14 protein-coding genes are annotated in these 16013 nt (G+C 71.7%); 12 read left to right on the top strand and 2 right to left on the bottom strand.

What is annotated here, in order from left to right; all coding sequences use genetic code 11:
• Positions 1-69 precede the first annotated feature (69 nt).
• The 11 genes from ACPCJR_RS18105 (at position 70) to soxA (ending at position 12019) form a co-directional block, all read left to right on the top strand.
• Positions 70-1107 carry an HD-GYP domain-containing protein gene (locus ACPCJR_RS18105; RefSeq protein WP_391513366.1) on the top strand — a complete coding sequence of 346 codons (1038 nt, stop codon included), beginning with the start codon at positions 70-72 and terminating at the stop codon, positions 1105-1107.
• Positions 1108-1160: 53 nt separating this feature from the next.
• On the top strand, positions 1161-3875 hold the full coding sequence (locus ACPCJR_RS18110; protein WP_391513365.1) for an ATP-binding protein: 2715 nt from the start codon (positions 1161-1163) through the stop codon (positions 3873-3875).
• Positions 3876-3972: 97 nt separating this feature from the next.
• Complete coding sequence (locus tag ACPCJR_RS18115; protein WP_391513362.1) at positions 3973-5424, top strand: diguanylate cyclase domain-containing protein; 1452 nt, start codon at positions 3973-3975, stop codon at positions 5422-5424.
• A gap of 326 nt (positions 5425-5750) precedes the next feature.
• Positions 5751-6212, top strand: coding sequence for a (2Fe-2S)-binding protein (locus tag ACPCJR_RS18120; protein WP_391513360.1), 462 nt, complete (start codon positions 5751-5753; stop codon positions 6210-6212).
• 11 nt (positions 6213-6223) lie between these two features.
• Complete coding sequence (locus ACPCJR_RS18125; protein ID WP_391513358.1) at positions 6224-8413, top strand: xanthine dehydrogenase family protein molybdopterin-binding subunit; 2190 nt, start codon at positions 6224-6226, stop codon at positions 8411-8413.
• Positions 8410-8703, top strand: coding sequence for a c-type cytochrome (locus tag ACPCJR_RS18130; protein WP_391513356.1), 294 nt, complete (start codon positions 8410-8412; stop codon positions 8701-8703). The genes ACPCJR_RS18125 and ACPCJR_RS18130 overlap by 4 nt, the downstream gene beginning before the upstream one ends.
• Positions 8703-9953 carry an FAD-dependent oxidoreductase gene (locus tag ACPCJR_RS18135; RefSeq protein ID WP_391513354.1) on the top strand — a complete coding sequence of 417 codons (1251 nt, stop codon included), beginning with the start codon at positions 8703-8705 and terminating at the stop codon, positions 9951-9953. Before ACPCJR_RS18130 ends, ACPCJR_RS18135 begins: the two co-directional genes overlap by 1 nt.
• Positions 9950-10411: a sulfur oxidation c-type cytochrome SoxX gene (gene soxX, locus ACPCJR_RS18140; protein ID WP_391513353.1), complete on the top strand. Its 462-nt coding sequence runs from the start codon at positions 9950-9952 to the stop codon at positions 10409-10411. Before ACPCJR_RS18135 ends, soxX begins: the two co-directional genes overlap by 4 nt.
• Before the next feature lie 10 nt (positions 10412-10421).
• The gene (locus tag ACPCJR_RS18145; protein WP_391513351.1) at positions 10422-10895 is read left to right on the top strand and encodes a SoxY-related AACIE arm protein; all 474 of its coding nucleotides are present in this window, start codon (positions 10422-10424) and stop codon (positions 10893-10895) included.
• A gap of 3 nt (positions 10896-10898) precedes the next feature.
• A complete protein-coding gene (locus ACPCJR_RS18150; protein ID WP_391513349.1) occupies positions 10899-11219 on the top strand; it encodes a thiosulfate oxidation carrier complex protein SoxZ in 321 nt (106 codons plus the stop codon).
• A gap of 8 nt (positions 11220-11227) precedes the next feature.
• The gene (gene soxA / locus ACPCJR_RS18155) at positions 11228-12019 is read left to right on the top strand and encodes a sulfur oxidation c-type cytochrome SoxA (protein ID WP_391513347.1); all 792 of its coding nucleotides are present in this window, start codon (positions 11228-11230) and stop codon (positions 12017-12019) included.
• A gap of 34 nt (positions 12020-12053) precedes the next feature.
• On the opposite strand, the gene ACPCJR_RS18160 is transcribed toward soxA, so the two are convergent.
• Both ACPCJR_RS18160 and ACPCJR_RS18165 read right to left on the bottom strand, forming a co-directional pair.
• Positions 12054-13226, bottom strand: a complete 1173-nt coding sequence (locus ACPCJR_RS18160; protein ID WP_391513346.1) for a YncE family protein — start codon at positions 13224-13226, stop codon at positions 12054-12056.
• Between the two features lie 418 nt (positions 13227-13644).
• Positions 13645-14559 (bottom strand): LysR substrate-binding domain-containing protein, encoded by a 915-nt coding sequence (locus tag ACPCJR_RS18165; protein ID WP_391513344.1) that lies wholly within the window; start codon positions 14557-14559, stop codon positions 13645-13647.
• 131 nt (positions 14560-14690) lie between these two features.
• Between ACPCJR_RS18165 and ACPCJR_RS18170 the strand changes: the two genes are divergently transcribed.
• Positions 14691-15989, top strand: coding sequence for an MFS transporter (locus ACPCJR_RS18170; protein ID WP_391513342.1), 1299 nt, complete (start codon positions 14691-14693; stop codon positions 15987-15989).
• Positions 15990-16013: the final 24 nt, after the last annotated feature.

The raw sequence follows: 16013 nt of genomic DNA on the forward strand, positions 1-16013 counted from the left end.
AGCGGTTTGGCAGTCTCGGGGTCCGAACCCGCCCTGTCGGAGGGGAGTGCGCGACCGGACACCGAGCCGATGCTCGCGCTGATCCTCGACGATTCGGAGATGAACAACCTCCTGCTCGCGCGGGCGCTCGCCCCCGTGCAGGGATGCCGCCCGGTCGAGTTCACGGAGCCGGAGGCCGCGCTCGCCTTCCTGCGCGCCAACGTCGCCCGGATCGGCATCGCCATCACCGACTACGACATGCCGGGCATGACGGGGTTGGAATTCATCGCCGCCGCGCGTGCCGTCGAGGGCTTCCTGCACGTGCCGATCGTCATGGTGACGAGCCTCGACCAGCAGAGCCTGCGCCGCGAGGCTCTGGGAATCGGCGCCACCGACTTTCTCGGCAAGCCCTGCGACCCGGTCGAGATCCGGGCGCGGGTCACGAACCTGCTGGCGCTCTCGCGGGCCTACCGGCAGGAGCAGGAGCGGACCGAAGTGCTGGCGCGGGAGGTGGCCGCCGCCATCGCCGCCTGCGAGGCGCGGGAGCGCGAGATCATCGCCCTCTTGATGCGGGCAGCCGAGCACCGCGACACCGACACGGGCGACCACATCGCCCGCGTGGCCGCCTATGTCGAGATCGTTGCCCGCAACCTCGGCATGGAGCGGGAGGCCTGCGCCCGCCTCAGCCTCGCCTCGACCATGCACGATGTCGGCAAGATCGGCGTCTCGGACACCATCCTGCTCAAGCGCGGCCCGCTCTCCGAGGAGGAGCGGCGGGAGATGGAGAAACATGCCGAGCGTGGGCGGCGCATCCTCCAGGGCAGCGGCTCGGAAGTGGTGCAGCTCGCCGCCGAGATCGCCGCGAGTCATCACGAGCGCTGGGACGGAACGGGCTATCCCGCCGGTCTGACGGGGGAGGCCATCCCGCTCTCCGGCCGCATCGTCGCCGTGGCCGACGTCTTCGACGCCCTCGTCTCCGAGCGGCCCTACAAGCGGGCATGGCCGCTCGACGAGGCCGGCGCGTTCCTGCGCGAACAGGCAGGCCGCCACTTCGATCCCGCCTGCGTCGCCGCCTTCCTGGCAGGCTGGGACGACGTGACCCGCCATGCCAGGGGCTTTGCCGCCTGATCCGCCGTTCCCGAGTCCTTCGGCCCGATCCGCCCGCCTCCGAGGAGCCTTCCGTGCGTGCCCCGTCCTCCAGCCCGCTGCGCTCGCTCTCCGCGCGGCTGGCGCTGGCCGTCACCGGCGCGGTCGCCGTCGCCCTGCTGCTTCTGACCGGCCTGTCGGCCTGGCGCGAGGTCGAGCGCTACGCCGCGGCCAAGCGTGAGATGCTGCGCATGACCGCGCAGATCCTCGCCGCGAGCGCGGCGCAGGCCACGGGCCAGGGCGACGAGGCCGCCGCGCAGAGCACCCTGCGGGCCATCGCCCACGGCCGGGCGCTGGTCTACGCCGCGGTCGAGCGGGGCGAGGGCGACATCCTCGCCGAGCAGGGAATCGGTCTGCGGCTGGCCAACGACATCGACCTCGACCAGGGCTCGGTGTCGCCGCTCGACCTGATGACGACGCGAACCCTGCGCGTGACGGTTCCGATCCAGGAGAACGCCCGCACCATCGGCCGGGTCGTGCTGGTCTCGGACAACCGTGATCTCGCCGGGCGCATCGCCGAGGTCGGCCTGACGGCCCTGCTCGCCGGCCTGCTCGCCCTCGCCCTCGGGCTCGCCGTCTCGATGGGCCTGCAGCGCAGCGTCACCCGGCCGCTCGCCGCGCTCGCCCGGACGATGGACCACGTGCGCCAGGGCCACGACTACACGCGGCGCGCCGCCGCCGGCAGCGGCGAGGTCGGCGCGCTGGCGGCGAGCTTCAACGGCCTGCTTCAGGCGATCAACGAGCGCGACCGGGCGATCGCCCGCTACGGCGCGGGCCTGGAGGAGGAGGTCCGGCTGCGGACCCACGACCTGATCGAGGCCAAGCAGGCCGCCGACCACGCCAACGCCGCCAAGTCGACCTTTCTCGCGACGATGAGCCACGAGATCCGCACGCCGATGAACGGCATGCTGGTGATGGCCGAACTCCTGGCCTCGGCCGACCTGCCGCCGCGCCAGCAGCGCTACGCCAAGGTCATCGCGCGCTCCGGCCAATCGCTGCTCGCCATCATCAACGACATCCTCGATTTCGCGAAGGTGGAGGCCGGCCGCCTGGAGGTGGAGCGGATTCCGCTGAGCCCCCACGAGGTCGCCGACACCGTCGTGACCCTGTTCGCCGAGCGCGCCCGCACGGCGGGGCTCGACCTCGCGGCTCTGGTCGATGCCCGCGTGCCGCGCGCCATCCTCGGCGATCCCGTCCGGCTCGGTCAGGTGCTCGGCAACTTTGTCTCGAACGCGCTCAAGTTCACGGCCGCCGGCCACGTCCTGGTGCGGATGGAAATGGAGCAGGGGCTCTCCGGGTCCGTCCTGCGCATCGCCGTGACCGATACCGGGATCGGCATCCCGGAGGACCGGATCTCCGGGATCTTCACGGCCTTCACCCAGGCCGACCAGTCGATCGCCCGCCGCTTCGGCGGCACCGGGCTCGGCCTCTCGATCGCCGAGCGCCTGATCGCGGCGATGGGCGGGCGGGTCGGCGTGGAGAGCCGTGTCGGCGAGGGCTCGACCTTCTGGGCGCGCATCCCCGTGGAGGTGGAAGAGGCGGCCGAGCCGGGGCCCAGCCGCGCGCCCTCGGTCTCCGAGCGCATTCGCTTGCGTGGGATCGGCAGCGCGACCGCGACGGTCCTCGCCTCCGACCTGCGGGCGGCGGGCTTCAGCCTCGCGGAGGCCGGCGAGGCCCACTGGTTTCTCGATGCCGCCGCGCTTCTGGCCGAGGGACGCCGTCCGGCGGGTGCCCGCCGCGTCATCGCCCTGGTGCCGATCGGCGACACGTCGGGCCCCGGGCTTCTCCGGGCCGGCCTCGCCGATGCCCTGTTGCGCTGGCCGCTCGTCCGGGCCGAGTGGCGCCCGCTCCTGGCCGCGCTCGCCGAGGATGCGCCCTTCGCCCTCGACCCTGCGGCGGCGGAGGAGGGGCCGGCCGCGGCGCTGCCGTCCTTCGCCGGAGCGCGGGTGCTCCTGGCCGACGACAGTGCGGTCAACTGCGAGGTCGCCTCCGAGGCGCTGGCCCGCTTCGGCATCCGCGACATCGTCTGCGTCGAGGACGGGCAGGCCGCCGTCGAGGCCGCCGCCGCGCAGCGCTTCGACCTCGTTCTGATGGATGGCAGCATGCCGGTGCTGGACGGATTCAGCGCGGCCCTCGCCATCCGCGCCCGCGAGCAGCGGGAGGGAGCGGGGCGCGTGCCGATCGTCGCGCTCACCGCCCACGTCGTCGGAGACGGCGCCGAGACCTGGCAGGCGGCCGACATGGACGGCATGCTCGCCAAGCCTTTCACCCTGATGCAGCTCGGCGCCCTGCTGGCCCGCCAACTCGGAGCGACGAATGCGGCGGCCGAGGACGGCGCGCCGGTCGAACCGCCGGCCTCGGGCGAGGCGGGCGAATCCCTGCTCGATGAGCAGACGCTTCTGAACCTGGAGGAACTCGGCGACCGCGACTTCATCGAACGCGTTCTGCGCCTCTACGTCGCCCAGGCACCGAAGGCGCTCGCCGATCTCGCGGCCGCCCTCGCTGAGGAGGACGCCTCCGCCGCGTCCCGCGCTGCCCACAGCCTGAAGTCGATGAGCGCCAATATCGGGGCCGCCCGGATGATGGGGCAGGCGGGCCTGATCGAGGGCATCGCGCGCGAGGGAGGCCGGGCCGGCCTCGCCAGGGAGGCCTCCGACCTGCACACCCTGCTCGCCCGCACCCTCGCGGCCCTCCACACGCGCCTCGGCGTCTCGGCCGGGGAGGGACAGGACGCGCGCCGCAGCGCCTGAGAGAGGGGCGGGCTGCCCGATCCGGCGCGCTTCGGCAGCCGAAACGACCCGTTCATCACCTTTGCGTTAGCAGCACCGGAGAAAGGGGGGAGGCGGCATGTCGGATAGCCAGAGGGAAGCTTTGCGCCAGAAGGCCTTGGCCGAAATCGCGCTGCTCGACACGCCCCCGCAGCAGGAATTCGACGCCCTGGCGAAACTCGCCCAGCGCATACTCGGCACGCGCATGTCGTCGATCACGCTGGTCGATGCCGAGCGGCAGTGGTTCAAGGCGCGCTGCGGGCCGCTGGCGCCCGAAACCCCGCGCGCCCAGGCCTTCTGCCCCGTTGTGTTCGAGACCGAGGCACCCCTGGTCGTCGCCGATGCCCGGCTCGATCCGCGCTTCGCGGCGAGCCCCTTCGTCACCGGCATGCCGAACATCCGCTACTATGCCGGGGTGCCCGTCCGCCTCACGCGGGCGGACGGCGACGCGGTCACCGTCGGAACCCTGTGCGTGCTCGACGACGCGCCGAGGGAGCCGGCGGCGGCCGATCTCGACGTCCTGGCGGAACTGGCCTGCGCCGCCGAGGCGTTGTTCGAGGCGCGCAGGGTCGCCCTGCGCGCGGCGGAGGTCGCCGAGGATCTGCGCCTGACCGTCGAGCATCTCGAACGGGAGCGGCGGCAGTTCAAGCAGGCCGAGCGCATGGCCGTGATGGGATCGTGGCGCTACGATCTCGAACAGCAGGCGCCGACGTGGTCGGACGGCGTCTTCGCGATCTACGAGCTGCCCGTCGGCGGGGACGTTCCGAGCGGCGAGATCATGGACTTCTTCCCCGAGCCCGACCGGACCCGCTTCCTCGATGCGGTGATGCGCACCCTCGACACTGGCGCGCCGTTCGAGCTCGACGCCGACCTCGTGACGGCCAAGGGCAACCGGCGGCGGGTGCGCTGTCTGGGCGAGATCGAGCTGTCGCGCGGACGGCCGGCCGCCCTGATCGGCCTGATGCAGGACATCACCGACCGCCACCGCATGGAGCAGAAGCTGCTGCACCATGCCCGCACGGACGACCTCACCCAGCTGCCCAACCGGGCGGAGTTCCATCGGGTTCTCGACAGCCGCCTGCGGGAGGCCCGTGCGGCGGGCGAGGAGGTCGCGGTCCTCCTGATCGACCTCGACGGCTTCAAGGGCGTGAACGACGCCCTCGGACACGCTGCGGGCGACGAGGTGCTGCGCCGCGTCGCCGACCGGCTGCGGGCTGCCTTTCTGGAAACCTGCTTCCCGGCCCGGCTCGGGGGCGACGAGTTCGCGGTCCTCGTTCCCTCGACGATCGGGCGGGCGGCCCTGGAGCCGGTCGTGCAGAGGCTTCTTCGCGCGCTCCACATCGTCGTGGACGGAGCCGGTCAGATGGCCTGCGTGACCGGAACGATCGGCGTGGCATGGTCCGACGCCGCTTCGTACGACCGCGACACCCTCCTGCGCCGCGCCGACGCCGCGCTCTACGCGGCCAAGCGCGCCTGCAAGGGCACGAGTTGCACCTATTCCGAAGCGACGGACCACCGGCTCGCCGGCTGAGCTTTTTTTCGAGCGCCGCGCCTATCGCCCGCCCCGGAGGTGCGCGCGCCGACCTTCTCCGCTTGGCCGGCTGCGCTCAATCGTCGGCGTTCGATGAGCGTGGCCCGCAGCGGGAGGCTATCGGCAGGCGCTCCACGAGGACCTCCGGCGTGCCGAGACCGCATCGACCTCGAACGCATGGGATCGCTCTGGGCGCCCTCGATGGCTCGCGCGCAATTCCGGCACGCCTTGCTCGGTCTCACCTGGCAGCCGCACCCGCCTCTTGTGATGTCCTGGCATCCGAGGGATACCGTATGCCTTAGGACCGTTCCAAGGAGAGGGATGCCATGGCGCGTCTGAACGTCAACGGCGTCGTGCGCGAGGTGGATGCCGAAGCCGACACACCGCTCCTCTGGGTGCTGCGCGAGCAGATCGGCCTCACCGGCACCAAGTACGGCTGCGGTATTGCGCAATGCGGCGCCTGCACCGTGCATATCGACGGCGCGGCGGTACGCGCCTGCTCGATGCCGCTTTCCGCGGTCGGGCCGGGGCAGAAGATCGTCACGATCGAGGGGCTGGCGCCCGGCGCCGATCACCCGGTCCAGAAGGCTTGGGCCGAGCTCGACGTCCCGCAATGCGGCTTCTGCCAGCCGGGGATGATCATGGCCTCCGCGGCCCTGCTGGCGCAGAATCCGCGCCCGAGCGACGAGCAGATCCGCGCCGAAATCACCAATATCTGCCGCTGCGGCACCTACAACCGCGTGCTGGCGGGCATCAAGCTCGCCGCCGAGCGCGGTCAGTCCGGCTGAGGGGAAGACCGATGCGCAGCGATCGTGAAACCTCCCGCCCCTCGCGCCGCGCCGTGCTGGCCGGCGCCGGCCTCTTCAGCCTCGGCTTCCACATCCCGGGCCTCGCGCCGGCCCGGGCCGCGACCCTCGATGCGGGACCTGCCGTCCCGGAGGTGAACGCCTGGGTCGTCGTGAAACCGGACGAGACCGTCGTCATCCGCATCGCCCGCTCGGAGATGGGCCAGGGCACGCTCACCGGCCTCGCCCAACTCGTCGCCGAGGAGCTCGATTGCGACTGGGCCCGCGTCACCACCGAGTATCCGAGCCCGGGCCAGAACCTCGCCCGCAAGCGCGTCTGGGGCGATTACTCGACCGGCGGCAGCCGCGGCATCCGCGAGTCGCACGAATACGTGCGCAAGGGCGGCGCGGCCGCCCGCACCATGCTGGTCGCCGCCGCCGCCAAGGGCTGGGGCGTGCCGGCCGGCGAGTGCCGGGTCGAGCGCGGCACGATCACGCACGGGCCCTCCGGCCGCACCACCACCTACGGGGCGGTCGCCGCAGAGGCCGCCAGGATCGAACCGCCCAAGGACGTGACCCTCAAGGACCCCAAGGACTGGCGGCTCGCCGGCAAGCCGCTGAAGCGCCTCGATACGCTGCCCAAGCTCGACGGCTCCCAGGTCTACGGCATCGACCTGACCCTGCCGGGCCTGCTCAACGCCGCGATCCGCGACTGTCCGGTGACCGGCGGCAGCGTGAAGTCCTTTGACGCGGCCGCCGTGTCCGGCATGCCCGGCGTCAAGCGCGTGCTGCAGCTCGGCGACAGCGCGGTCGTGGTGGTGGCCGACACGTTCTGGCGCGCCAAGACCGCCCTCGACGCCCTGCCGGTGGTCTGGGACGAGGGCCCGAACGCAGGGGTCTCCAGCGAAACCATCGCGGCGACCCTGCGCGAGGGGCTCGACGCGGAGCAGGCCTTCGTCGGCAACAAGGCCGGCGACGTGGCGGGCGCGCTGAAGGGGGCCGCCAAGGTGGTCGAGGCCGTCTACGGCGTGCCGTTCCAGAACCACGCCACGATGGAGCCGATGAACGCCACCGCGCTCTGGACGCCGGAGCGCTGCGAGGTCTGGGCGCCGACGCAGAACGGCGAGGCCGCGCTCGCCGCCACCGCCGAGGCCGCCGGCCTGTCGGCCACGGCCTGCGAGGTCCACAAGATCCATCTCGGCGGCGGCTTCGGGCGCCGCGGTGCCACGCACGACTGGCTGCGGCAAGCGGTGCAGATCGCGCGTGAGATGCCGGGCACGCCGGTCAAGCTGATCTGGACCCGCGAGGAGGACATGATCCACGGCCGGTACCACCCGGTCACGCAGTGCCGGATGCGCGCGGCCCTGGACCCGGACGGCAACCTGACCGGCCTGCACATGCGCATCTCCGGCCAGTCGATCCTGGCCTCGGTCGCGCCCCAGCGCATGGTCGAGGGCCGCGACCCCGTCACCTTCCAGGGACTCAACCCCGGCGGACCGGAAGCGGCGATCGGCTACACGATCCCGAACATCCTCGTCGATCACGCCATGCGCAACCCGCACATCCTGCCGGGCTTCTGGCGAGGCGTGAACCTGAACCCGAACGCCATCTACCTCGAATGCTTCATGGACGAGCTGGCCCACGCCGCCGGCCAGGATCCGCTGGCCTTTCGGCTGAAGCTGATGGGCAACCACCCCAAGCACCGCGCGGTGCTGCAGGCGGTGGCCGACAAGATCGGCTGGGACACGAAGCCGGCCGAGGGCGTGCATCGCGGCCTCTGCCAGACGATGGGCTTCGGCAGCTACGTGGCGGGCGCGGCCGAGGTTTCGGTGTCGGAGGCCGGCGAGTTGAAGATCCACCGCATCGTGGCGGCGACCGATCCGGGCCACGCCGTGAACCCGCAGCAGATCGACGCGCAGGTCGAGGGCTCCTTCGTCTACGGCCTGTCGGCGGCGCTCTACGGCGCCTGCACGGTGAAGGACGGACGGATCGAGCAGACCAACTTCGACAGCTATCCCGTCATGCGGATGGACGCGATGCCGGTGGTCGAAACCATCCTGATGCCGTCGGGCGGCTTCTGGGGCGGCGTCGGCGAGCCGACCATCGCGGTGGCGGCGCCCGCCGTGCTCAACGCGGTCTTCGCGGCGACCGGCAAGCGGGTGCGGCACCTGCCGCTGAAGGACGCGGACCTGCGCCGCGCATGAGGGCGGCGCGGCCGGTGCTCGCGGCCCTCGCCGCGCTCGTCTTCGGGACCGGCGCGGGCGCGGCCGAGATGCGCCCGCCGCCCGGCGCCTCGTCCTGCACCGGATGCCACGCGGAGGGCGCGGCGATGGGCAGGCTGGAGGGGCGGTCCGAGGCCGAGATCGTGGCCGCGCTGGCGGCCTTCCGCTCGGGCGAGCGCCCGGCCACGATCATGAACCGCATCGCCAAGGGCTTCGACGAGGCCGAGAGCCGGGCCATCGCCGCCTGGTTCGCGGCGCAGGAGGCCCGGTAATGTCGCCGCCGACCCGCCGCGCGATCCTCGGCGTGGCCGCGGCCGCCGCCCTGGCCCGGCCGGCGCTGGGCGGCACGCCGCCGCGCGTCGTGGTCGTCGGCGCCGGGTTCGGCGGCGCCACGGCGGCGCGCTGCCTCGCCGCGGGCGGCGTCGACGTGACCCTCGTCGAGATGTCCGAGCGCTACGTCGCCTGCACGGGCAGCAACGCGGTGGTGGTAGGCCTACGCGGGATCGAGGCGCAAACCTTTGGTTACGACGCCCTCGGCCGCGCGCTCCGGCTCGTGCGCGCCACCGCCGAGGCGGTCGATCCGGCGGCGCGCCGGGTGCGCCTCGACGACGGAACGGTGCTCGCTTACGACCGCCTGATCCTCTCGCCGGGCATCGCGCTGCGCTTCGACGCCGTGCCGGGCTACGACGCGCGGGCCGCCGAGGCGATGCCCCATGCCTGGAAGGCCGGGGAGCAGACCCTGCTGCTGGCGCGCCAGCTCGCCGCCATGCCGGAGGGCGGCACGGTGGTGCTCTCGGCGCCCCCCAACCCCTATCGCTGCCCGCCCGGCCCCTACGAGCGCGCGAGCCTGATCGCCCACTTCCTCAAAGTCCGGAAGCCGCGCGCCAAGCTCATCCTGCTCGACGCCAAGGACACCTTCTCCAAGCAGCGGCTGTTCGAGGCGGCTTGGGCCAAGCTCTACCCGGAGGTGCTGGAAGTCGTGCCGCTCGCGGGTGGAGGACAGGTCAGCGAGGTCGATCCGGCGGGAATGATCGTGCGCACCGACTTCGCCGAATACAAGGCGGACGTCGCCTGCATCATCCCGCCCCAGCGCGCCGGCCGCATCGCCGCGCAGGCCGGATGCGCCGACCGCAGCGGCTGGTGCCCGATCGATCCCGTGACCTTCGAGTCGCGCCTCGTGCCGGGCATCCACGTGATCGGCGACGCGGCCATCGCCGGCGCCATGCCGAAATCCGCCTTCTCGGCCAACGCGCAAGGAAAGGTCTGCGCCCAGGCGGTGATCGACGGGCTGGCGGGCCGCGAGCCCCAGGACCCGCGGCTCATCAACACCTGCTGGAGCCTCGTCGCGCCCGATCACGGCATCTCGATCGCGGGCGTGTTCCGCCCGACCGACGGGCTGCTCGCCGACGTGCCGGGCGCCGGCGGCATCAGCCCCCTCGACGCGCCGGACGCGGTGCGCCAGCAGGAAGCGACCTATGCCGAGAGCTGGTACCGGACGATCACCCGGGGCGTGTTCGGGTGAGGCGAGCCGGCCTCGTCGCGGTCGCTCTGGCGCTCGCCCTCGCGGCGGCGCGGGCCGAGGAGGGACTGGCCCCCTACGGAATCGTCGGCGACGCGATCCCCGAACCCCTGACCGGCGCCCCCGGTGATCCGGCCCGCGGCCGGGCCATCGTCACGGACCGCACGCGCGGCCTCTGCCTGCTCTGCCATGCCGGGCCGTTTCCCGAGGAGCGCTTCCAGGGCGATCTCGCCCCGGATCTCGCGGGCGTCGGTACCCGCCGGAGCCCGGGGCAGCTGCGCCTGCGACTCGTGGACGGGCGGGCGTTGAACCCGGACACGATCATGCCATCCTATTACAGCCTGGAGGGGCTCGTCCGCGTAGGCCGGGCGTGGCAGGGACGCCCGATCCTGAACGCGTCCGAGATCGAGGACGTCGTCGCCTTCCTGGCGACCCTGCGCGAGCCCAAGGGGACACCATGAGGACGGTGCGATGCGATGGGTGAGGGTGGGACGGATCGACCGGCGCCGGGTCATCGCCGGGGCGGCCGGGACGGTGCTGGCGGTCGCCCTGCGGCCGGCCGCGGCGGCGCAGCCGCGCACCGAGACGACCGAATCCGCCATCCGCCGCTTCGCGGGCGACAACCCGATCCGGCCGGGCCGGGTCAGCCTCGACCTGCCCCCGCTGGTGGACAACGGCAACACGGTGCCGCTCTCGGTCGCCGTCGAGAGCCCGATGACGGAAGAGGACCACGTGCGCCGCATCGGCGTGTTCAACGAGAAGAACCCGCAGCCCAACGTCGTCACGCTCCACCTGCGGCCGGGCGCCGGCCGCGCCCAGGTCTCGACCCGCATCCGGCTGGCCGACACCCAGCGCATCACCGCGATCGCCGAGATGAGCGACGGCACCTACTGGTCGGCCAGTGCGGACGCGATCGTCACGCTCGCCGCCTGCCTGGAGGGCTGAGCCATGGCCCGGACCCTGATCAACCTGCCCAAGACGGCGAAGTCCGGCGAGGTGATCGCGATCAAGACCCTGATCGCGCACCCGATGGAGACGGGCTTCCGCCCCGGCGCCGACGGGCGCATCCTGCCGCGCAACATCGTCACGGAGTTCGTCTGCCGCTTCGAGGGCGAGGAGATCTTTCGGGCCGAGCTGTTCCCGGCCTCGGCCGCCAACCCCTACCTCACCTTCACCTGGGTCGCGACGGGCAGCGGCCGCTTCAGCTTCACCTGGCGCGGCGACGAGGGCTTCGAGCAGACCGAGTCCGCGGCGATCACCGTGGCCTGAGCCCCGCCATGCCGTGCCGCCCGGGCTCCCCGCTGCCGGCCGCGCTGACGGCGCTGCTTCTCACCGCCGCTCCGGCCGGGGCCGAGCCGATCGCGCCCGCCGACCGGCGCTCGGGCTTCGACCAGATGGGAGCCGAGATCCAGGCCATGCAGCGGGACGAGAGCGCCAATCCCGGCATGCTCGCGGTCGCCGACGGGGCCGAACTCTGGACGGCGGCGCCGGCGTCCGGCCGTCCCCCTTGCGCCGGCTGCCACGGCGAGGCCTCTTCCAGCATGCGCGGCGTGGCGGCGCGCTACCCGGCCTGGGACGCGCGGACGGAGAAGCCAATCGATCTCCAGGACCGGGTCAACGCCTGCCGCCGCGAGCACCAGGGCGCGGACCCGCTCGCCTACGAGAGCCCCGACCTGCTCGCGCTGACGGCCTACGTCGCCCATCAGTCCCGGGGCCTGCCGATCGCGCCGCCGGACGATCCCCGGCTGAGCCCCGCGCGGGGCGAGGGCCGCGCCCTGTTCGAGGGCCGACAAGGCCAGCTCGGCCTCTCCTGCGCCATCTGCCACGACGCGAATTGGGGCCGCCGCCTCGGCGCGGCCGTGATCCCGCAGGGGCATCCGACCGGCTACCCGCTCTACCGCCTCGAATGGCAGGGGCTGGGCTCGCTGCAGCGGCGCCTGCGCAACTGCCTCACCGGCATGCGGGCCGAGCCCTTCGGCTACGGAGCGCCGGAATCCATCGCGCTCGAACTCTATCTCGCGACGCGGGCCGCCCCGCTGCCGGTGGAGACGCCGGCCGTGCGTCCCTGATCGCGCGGCTCGAAAGAATCGCGACCGCCTCCTCTCAGGGACGGCCGCGCAGGGAGGCGGGTTGGCCCGGCAGCGCGAGGCGGAAGCCCGTATCGCTGATGGCGTCACCCTCGATCCGGTACACGCCGAGGCTGCGGTCCGAGTAATTGCCGATATAGACGTAGGCGCCGCTGGGATCGAAGGCGATGCCCTGAACCACGGCCCCGGCCGGCGCCTCGCCGAGGTAGCGCAGGTGTCCGTCGGGCCGGATCTCCACCAGCACGGCGGCGCTGTCCGGCGTGTAGGCCGGGCTCGCCTGCGGCGCGGCCGAGCCCTTTACCAGCGCGATGGCCGCGCGGCGCCCGTCGGGGCTGATCGCCAGGGTCTCGGCGGTATCGCCGACCTCGAGACGATCGAGCACCACCGGGCGCGCCGTCCCGGCCCGGATCAGCGCGACGGCGTCGCCCCGGCCGTCGCTCGGCGCGGAGCCGCTGTTGCCGGCCAGGGCGAAGGCGCCGTCCGGCGTCACCTCCAAGCCGTAGGTGCCGGGCCCAACCGGCATATCGAGGGCGGGGTCGTGGCGCCACTGCCCGTCGGCGTAGGTGAGCACGCCGACCGTGCCGGCCTTGTTCTTGGCGACGTAGGCACGCCGCCCGTCCGGCGCGATGGCCACCGCGGCGGCCTCGGCTCCGACATCGACCTCGGCCAAAACCCGCACGCTCCGGTCTCGGATCGCCAGCACCGAGACGCTTCGCCCCTCGCGGTTGGCCACCAGCGCGAGGTCGCCGGCCCTGGCGATCGCGAGACCGGAGGGCTGCCGGCCGACGCGGATCGTCTCGAGCAGGGCGGGCGGCTCGGACGCGAGATCGACTACGTGCAGGCGATCATCCGCCTGCGCCCACCAGTTCTCGCCTTCCTGCCGCATCGTCACGGGGCTGGTGACGAGGCCGAGGCGGCCGTCCGGCGTGATCTGCAGGTTGGTCGGCGGCCCGTAGACGGAGGTGTCGAGCCTCAAGACGTGGGCGAGGCGCGGCCGGGCCGGGTCCGAGAGGTCGACGACGGCGAGCCCGTCGCTGCCGTTCGGCCCGTTCACCGAGCCCTCGGGCCGGAAGAAGGTTTTACCGTCGAGGCCGACGATGAGGGAGGGACGCTCCGCCGCCCGACTTTCACAAGCCGTCAGCAGGGCGAGCGCGAAGAAGCCGACGCTCCAGCGAGCCTTGATCCGCATGTATCCCCCGATCGATCACGCACCGATCGGCTGGGCAGATCCCATCGGCGAAGGCTTGAGCATCCGGGCACGGGGCCCGACGCAGTGTCGGCCATACGTTTTCAGACCCGTGGGCCGAGAGTCCAGGTCGGAGGCTCGATCAGGCTGACAAGAGGATGTCGGCGGCGAGCGGGCGTAACGACGGCCTGCAGCATAGGCCGCGCCATGCCGATGTCCGCGACGTTGCCCGGTACCAGACCGAACGCAACGCGCGCGGGATCGTACCCCGGATCGCTTGGCGCGGCATCGAGAGCGGCCTCCGCCGCTGGGGCGTGGAACGGACGCACGCTTGGTTCAACCGCTTGCGCCGCCTGCCCATCCGCTACGAGCTGAGACCACCTCGGTGTCGAAGGTGTATCCTCCGTCAGACCGGATCGCGCTATGCCGAGGCCGCGTAGCGTTCCAGGTTGCGGTGGAGCGTCTCCAGCATCATGCCGCGAACCGGGTCGCGCACATCCCTCGGATAGGCGGCTGCCAGCGGAAGACGCCGGATCGGGGTGCTCGATCCGGACAGGATCGGTACGAACGTCACGCTTTGCGCGCCGATGGTCGACGTCCATCGCGGCACGATGGCGAGGCCAAGCCCCGCGGCAACAAGGTTGACGATCGTTTGCTTCTCGTCCGCGGCTTGACTGATGTGTGCGGAAATTCCGGCTTCGGCGAAGAGCTTGATCGTCAGGTCGTGGCTGTGCGGACGCGAACGGCGATCGGGAACGATCAGCAACGCGTCCGCCAGATCGGCGACTGCAACGCTCGTTGATCCGGCCAGCCGGTGATCCGTCGGCATCGCGACCACGGCCGTTTCGTGCAGCAGAGGCTCGAAATGCAGGGCCGCGTCGCGGTGATCGGGCGGCCTGACGAAGGCGAGGTCGAGGCGCCCCGACAGGAGGCGCGGCAGCAGGCGGATCGTCTTGTCCTCGACGATCTGCACGGCGATGTCGGGATGCGCCATGCGAAAGTCCTGCAGCAGCATCGGCAGCAGCCCCGCGCCGGCGCTATCGATGGCGCCGATGCGCAGGGTGGTGGCCGTCATCCGTGACTGCACCCGGGCGCGAACCGCGAGCGCGTCCGCCTCGGCGACGATCCGGCGCGCCTGCTCGACCAGATCGGCGCCCACCGCCGTCAGCGCCACCGAACGGGTCGTGCGCACGAAGAGATCGACGCCGAGGCTCTCTTCCAGCAGCCGGACGAAGCGCCCGAGGGCGGCCGGCAGCAGGTCGAGCCGTTGCGCCGCGCGCCCGAAATGCAGCTCGTCGGCGACCGCGACGAAGCAGCGGAGTTTCTGAAGATCCACGGTCCGCTCCTCCCGCCGAAACTATATCATATATTTGTATAATCTACGTGAGCTATCTCTGCCCACCCCTGCCTGAGACGGTGGAAGTGAGGATGGCCGCAAGTGTCGTCCCGTTCAGGTAGGAGACGACCATGGGCGAGCCCATCGAGGCGCGCACCATCCGCAGGATATCCTGGCGGATCGTGCCTTTCATCATGCTTCTCTACTTCATCGCCTTCATCGACCGCGTGAATATCGGCTTCGCGGCGCTGACGATGAACAAGGATCTCGGCTTCTCGTCGGCGGTGTTCGGGTTCGGTGCCGGGGTGTTCTTCTTCGGCTACTTCCTGTTCGAGGTGCCGTCGAACATCATTCTCGAGAAGGTCGGTGCGCGGCTGTGGATCGCCCGGGTGATGATCACTTGGGGGATCATCTCAGGCGCCTTCGCCTTCATCGAAAGCGAGACGAGCTTCTACGTGCTACGGTTCCTGTTGGGCGCCGCAGAGGCCGGCTTCTTTCCCGGCATCATCCTTTATCTCAGCTACTGGTTCCCGGCCCGGCACCGCGCGGGCGTGGTCTCGCTCTTCATGGCGGCGGCGCCGATCTCGGTGGTGCTCGGCTCGCCGATTTCCAGCGCGCTTCTGGAGATGGACGGGATCATGGGCCTCCACGGCTGGCAGTGGATGTTCATCATTGAAGCCATCCCGGCGGTCATCCTCGGCATCGTCGTGCTGTTCTACATGACGGACCGGCCCGAGAAGGCGAAATGGCTGCCCGAGGACGAGCGGACTTGGCTGGTCGCGCAGATGAACGCGGAGCGCGCCTCGAAGCAGACGGCCGCCAAGCACAGCATCCTCGCCGGGCTCGCCGACATCCGCGTTCTGGCGCTGGCGCTGGTCTATTTCGGCACCTCGGCCGGCCTCTACACGCTGGGCATCTGGGCGCCGCAGATTATCAAGAGCTTCGGCCTGTCGACCATGGCCGTCGGCCTGCTCAACGCCGTGCCGCCGACCATCGCGGTCATCGCCATGATCCTGTGGGCGCGCCACTCCGACAAGACCGGCGAGCGCACCTGGCACGTCGTCATCGCCTGCCTCGTCGCCGCGGCCGGCCTCGCGCTCGCCGGAGGCGCTGCCTCGGTCGTCGCGGTCATCGCCGCTCTGAGCCTCGTCAACGTCGGCATCAGCGCGGCCAAGCCTCCGCTCTGGGCCATGCCGACCATGTTCCTGTCGGGCTCGGCGGCGGCGGTCGGCATCGCCACCATCAACTCGATCGGCAATCTCGGCGGCTTCGTCGGCCCCTGGGCCATCGGCTGGATCAAGGATCAGACCGGCAGCTTCACCGGTGGACTGATCTTCGTCTCCGGTCTGCTCCTGCTGTCGGCGGTCGTCACCCTCATCGTCGCCCGGTCCGGGCGCCGCCCTGAGCCCACGAGCGCCGTCGCGCACTGATCGCTCCTCCATCCTTCAAGCGAC

The organism is Methylobacterium sp. NPDC097929 (assembly GCF_049543375.1).
Lineage (GTDB): Bacteria > Pseudomonadota > Alphaproteobacteria > Rhizobiales > Beijerinckiaceae > Methylobacterium.

Excerpts from the sequence above, each read along its gene's own strand:
- soxA (WP_391513347.1), top strand. The coding sequence starts at position 11,228 with ATGCCGTGCCGCCCGGGCTCCCCGCTGCCGGCCGCGCTGACGGCGCTG.
- ACPCJR_RS18135 (WP_391513354.1), top strand. The coding sequence starts at position 8,703 with ATGTCGCCGCCGACCCGCCGCGCGATCCTCGGCGTGGCCGCGGCCGCC.
- ACPCJR_RS18145 (WP_391513351.1), top strand. The coding sequence starts at position 10,422 with ATGCGATGGGTGAGGGTGGGACGGATCGACCGGCGCCGGGTCATCGCC.
- ACPCJR_RS18130 (WP_391513356.1), top strand. The coding sequence starts at position 8,410 with ATGAGGGCGGCGCGGCCGGTGCTCGCGGCCCTCGCCGCGCTCGTCTTC.
- ACPCJR_RS18120 (WP_391513360.1), top strand. The coding sequence starts at position 5,751 with ATGGCGCGTCTGAACGTCAACGGCGTCGTGCGCGAGGTGGATGCCGAA.
- ACPCJR_RS18170 (WP_391513342.1), top strand. The coding sequence starts at position 14,691 with ATGGGCGAGCCCATCGAGGCGCGCACCATCCGCAGGATATCCTGGCGG.
- ACPCJR_RS18115 (WP_391513362.1), top strand. The coding sequence starts at position 3,973 with ATGTCGGATAGCCAGAGGGAAGCTTTGCGCCAGAAGGCCTTGGCCGAA.
- ACPCJR_RS18160 (WP_391513346.1), bottom strand. The coding sequence starts at position 13,226 with ATGCGGATCAAGGCTCGCTGGAGCGTCGGCTTCTTCGCGCTCGCCCTG.
- ACPCJR_RS18105 (WP_391513366.1), top strand. The coding sequence starts at position 70 with ATGCTCGCGCTGATCCTCGACGATTCGGAGATGAACAACCTCCTGCTC.
- ACPCJR_RS18125 (WP_391513358.1), top strand. The coding sequence starts at position 6,224 with ATGCGCAGCGATCGTGAAACCTCCCGCCCCTCGCGCCGCGCCGTGCTG.
- ACPCJR_RS18150 (WP_391513349.1), top strand. The coding sequence starts at position 10,899 with ATGGCCCGGACCCTGATCAACCTGCCCAAGACGGCGAAGTCCGGCGAG.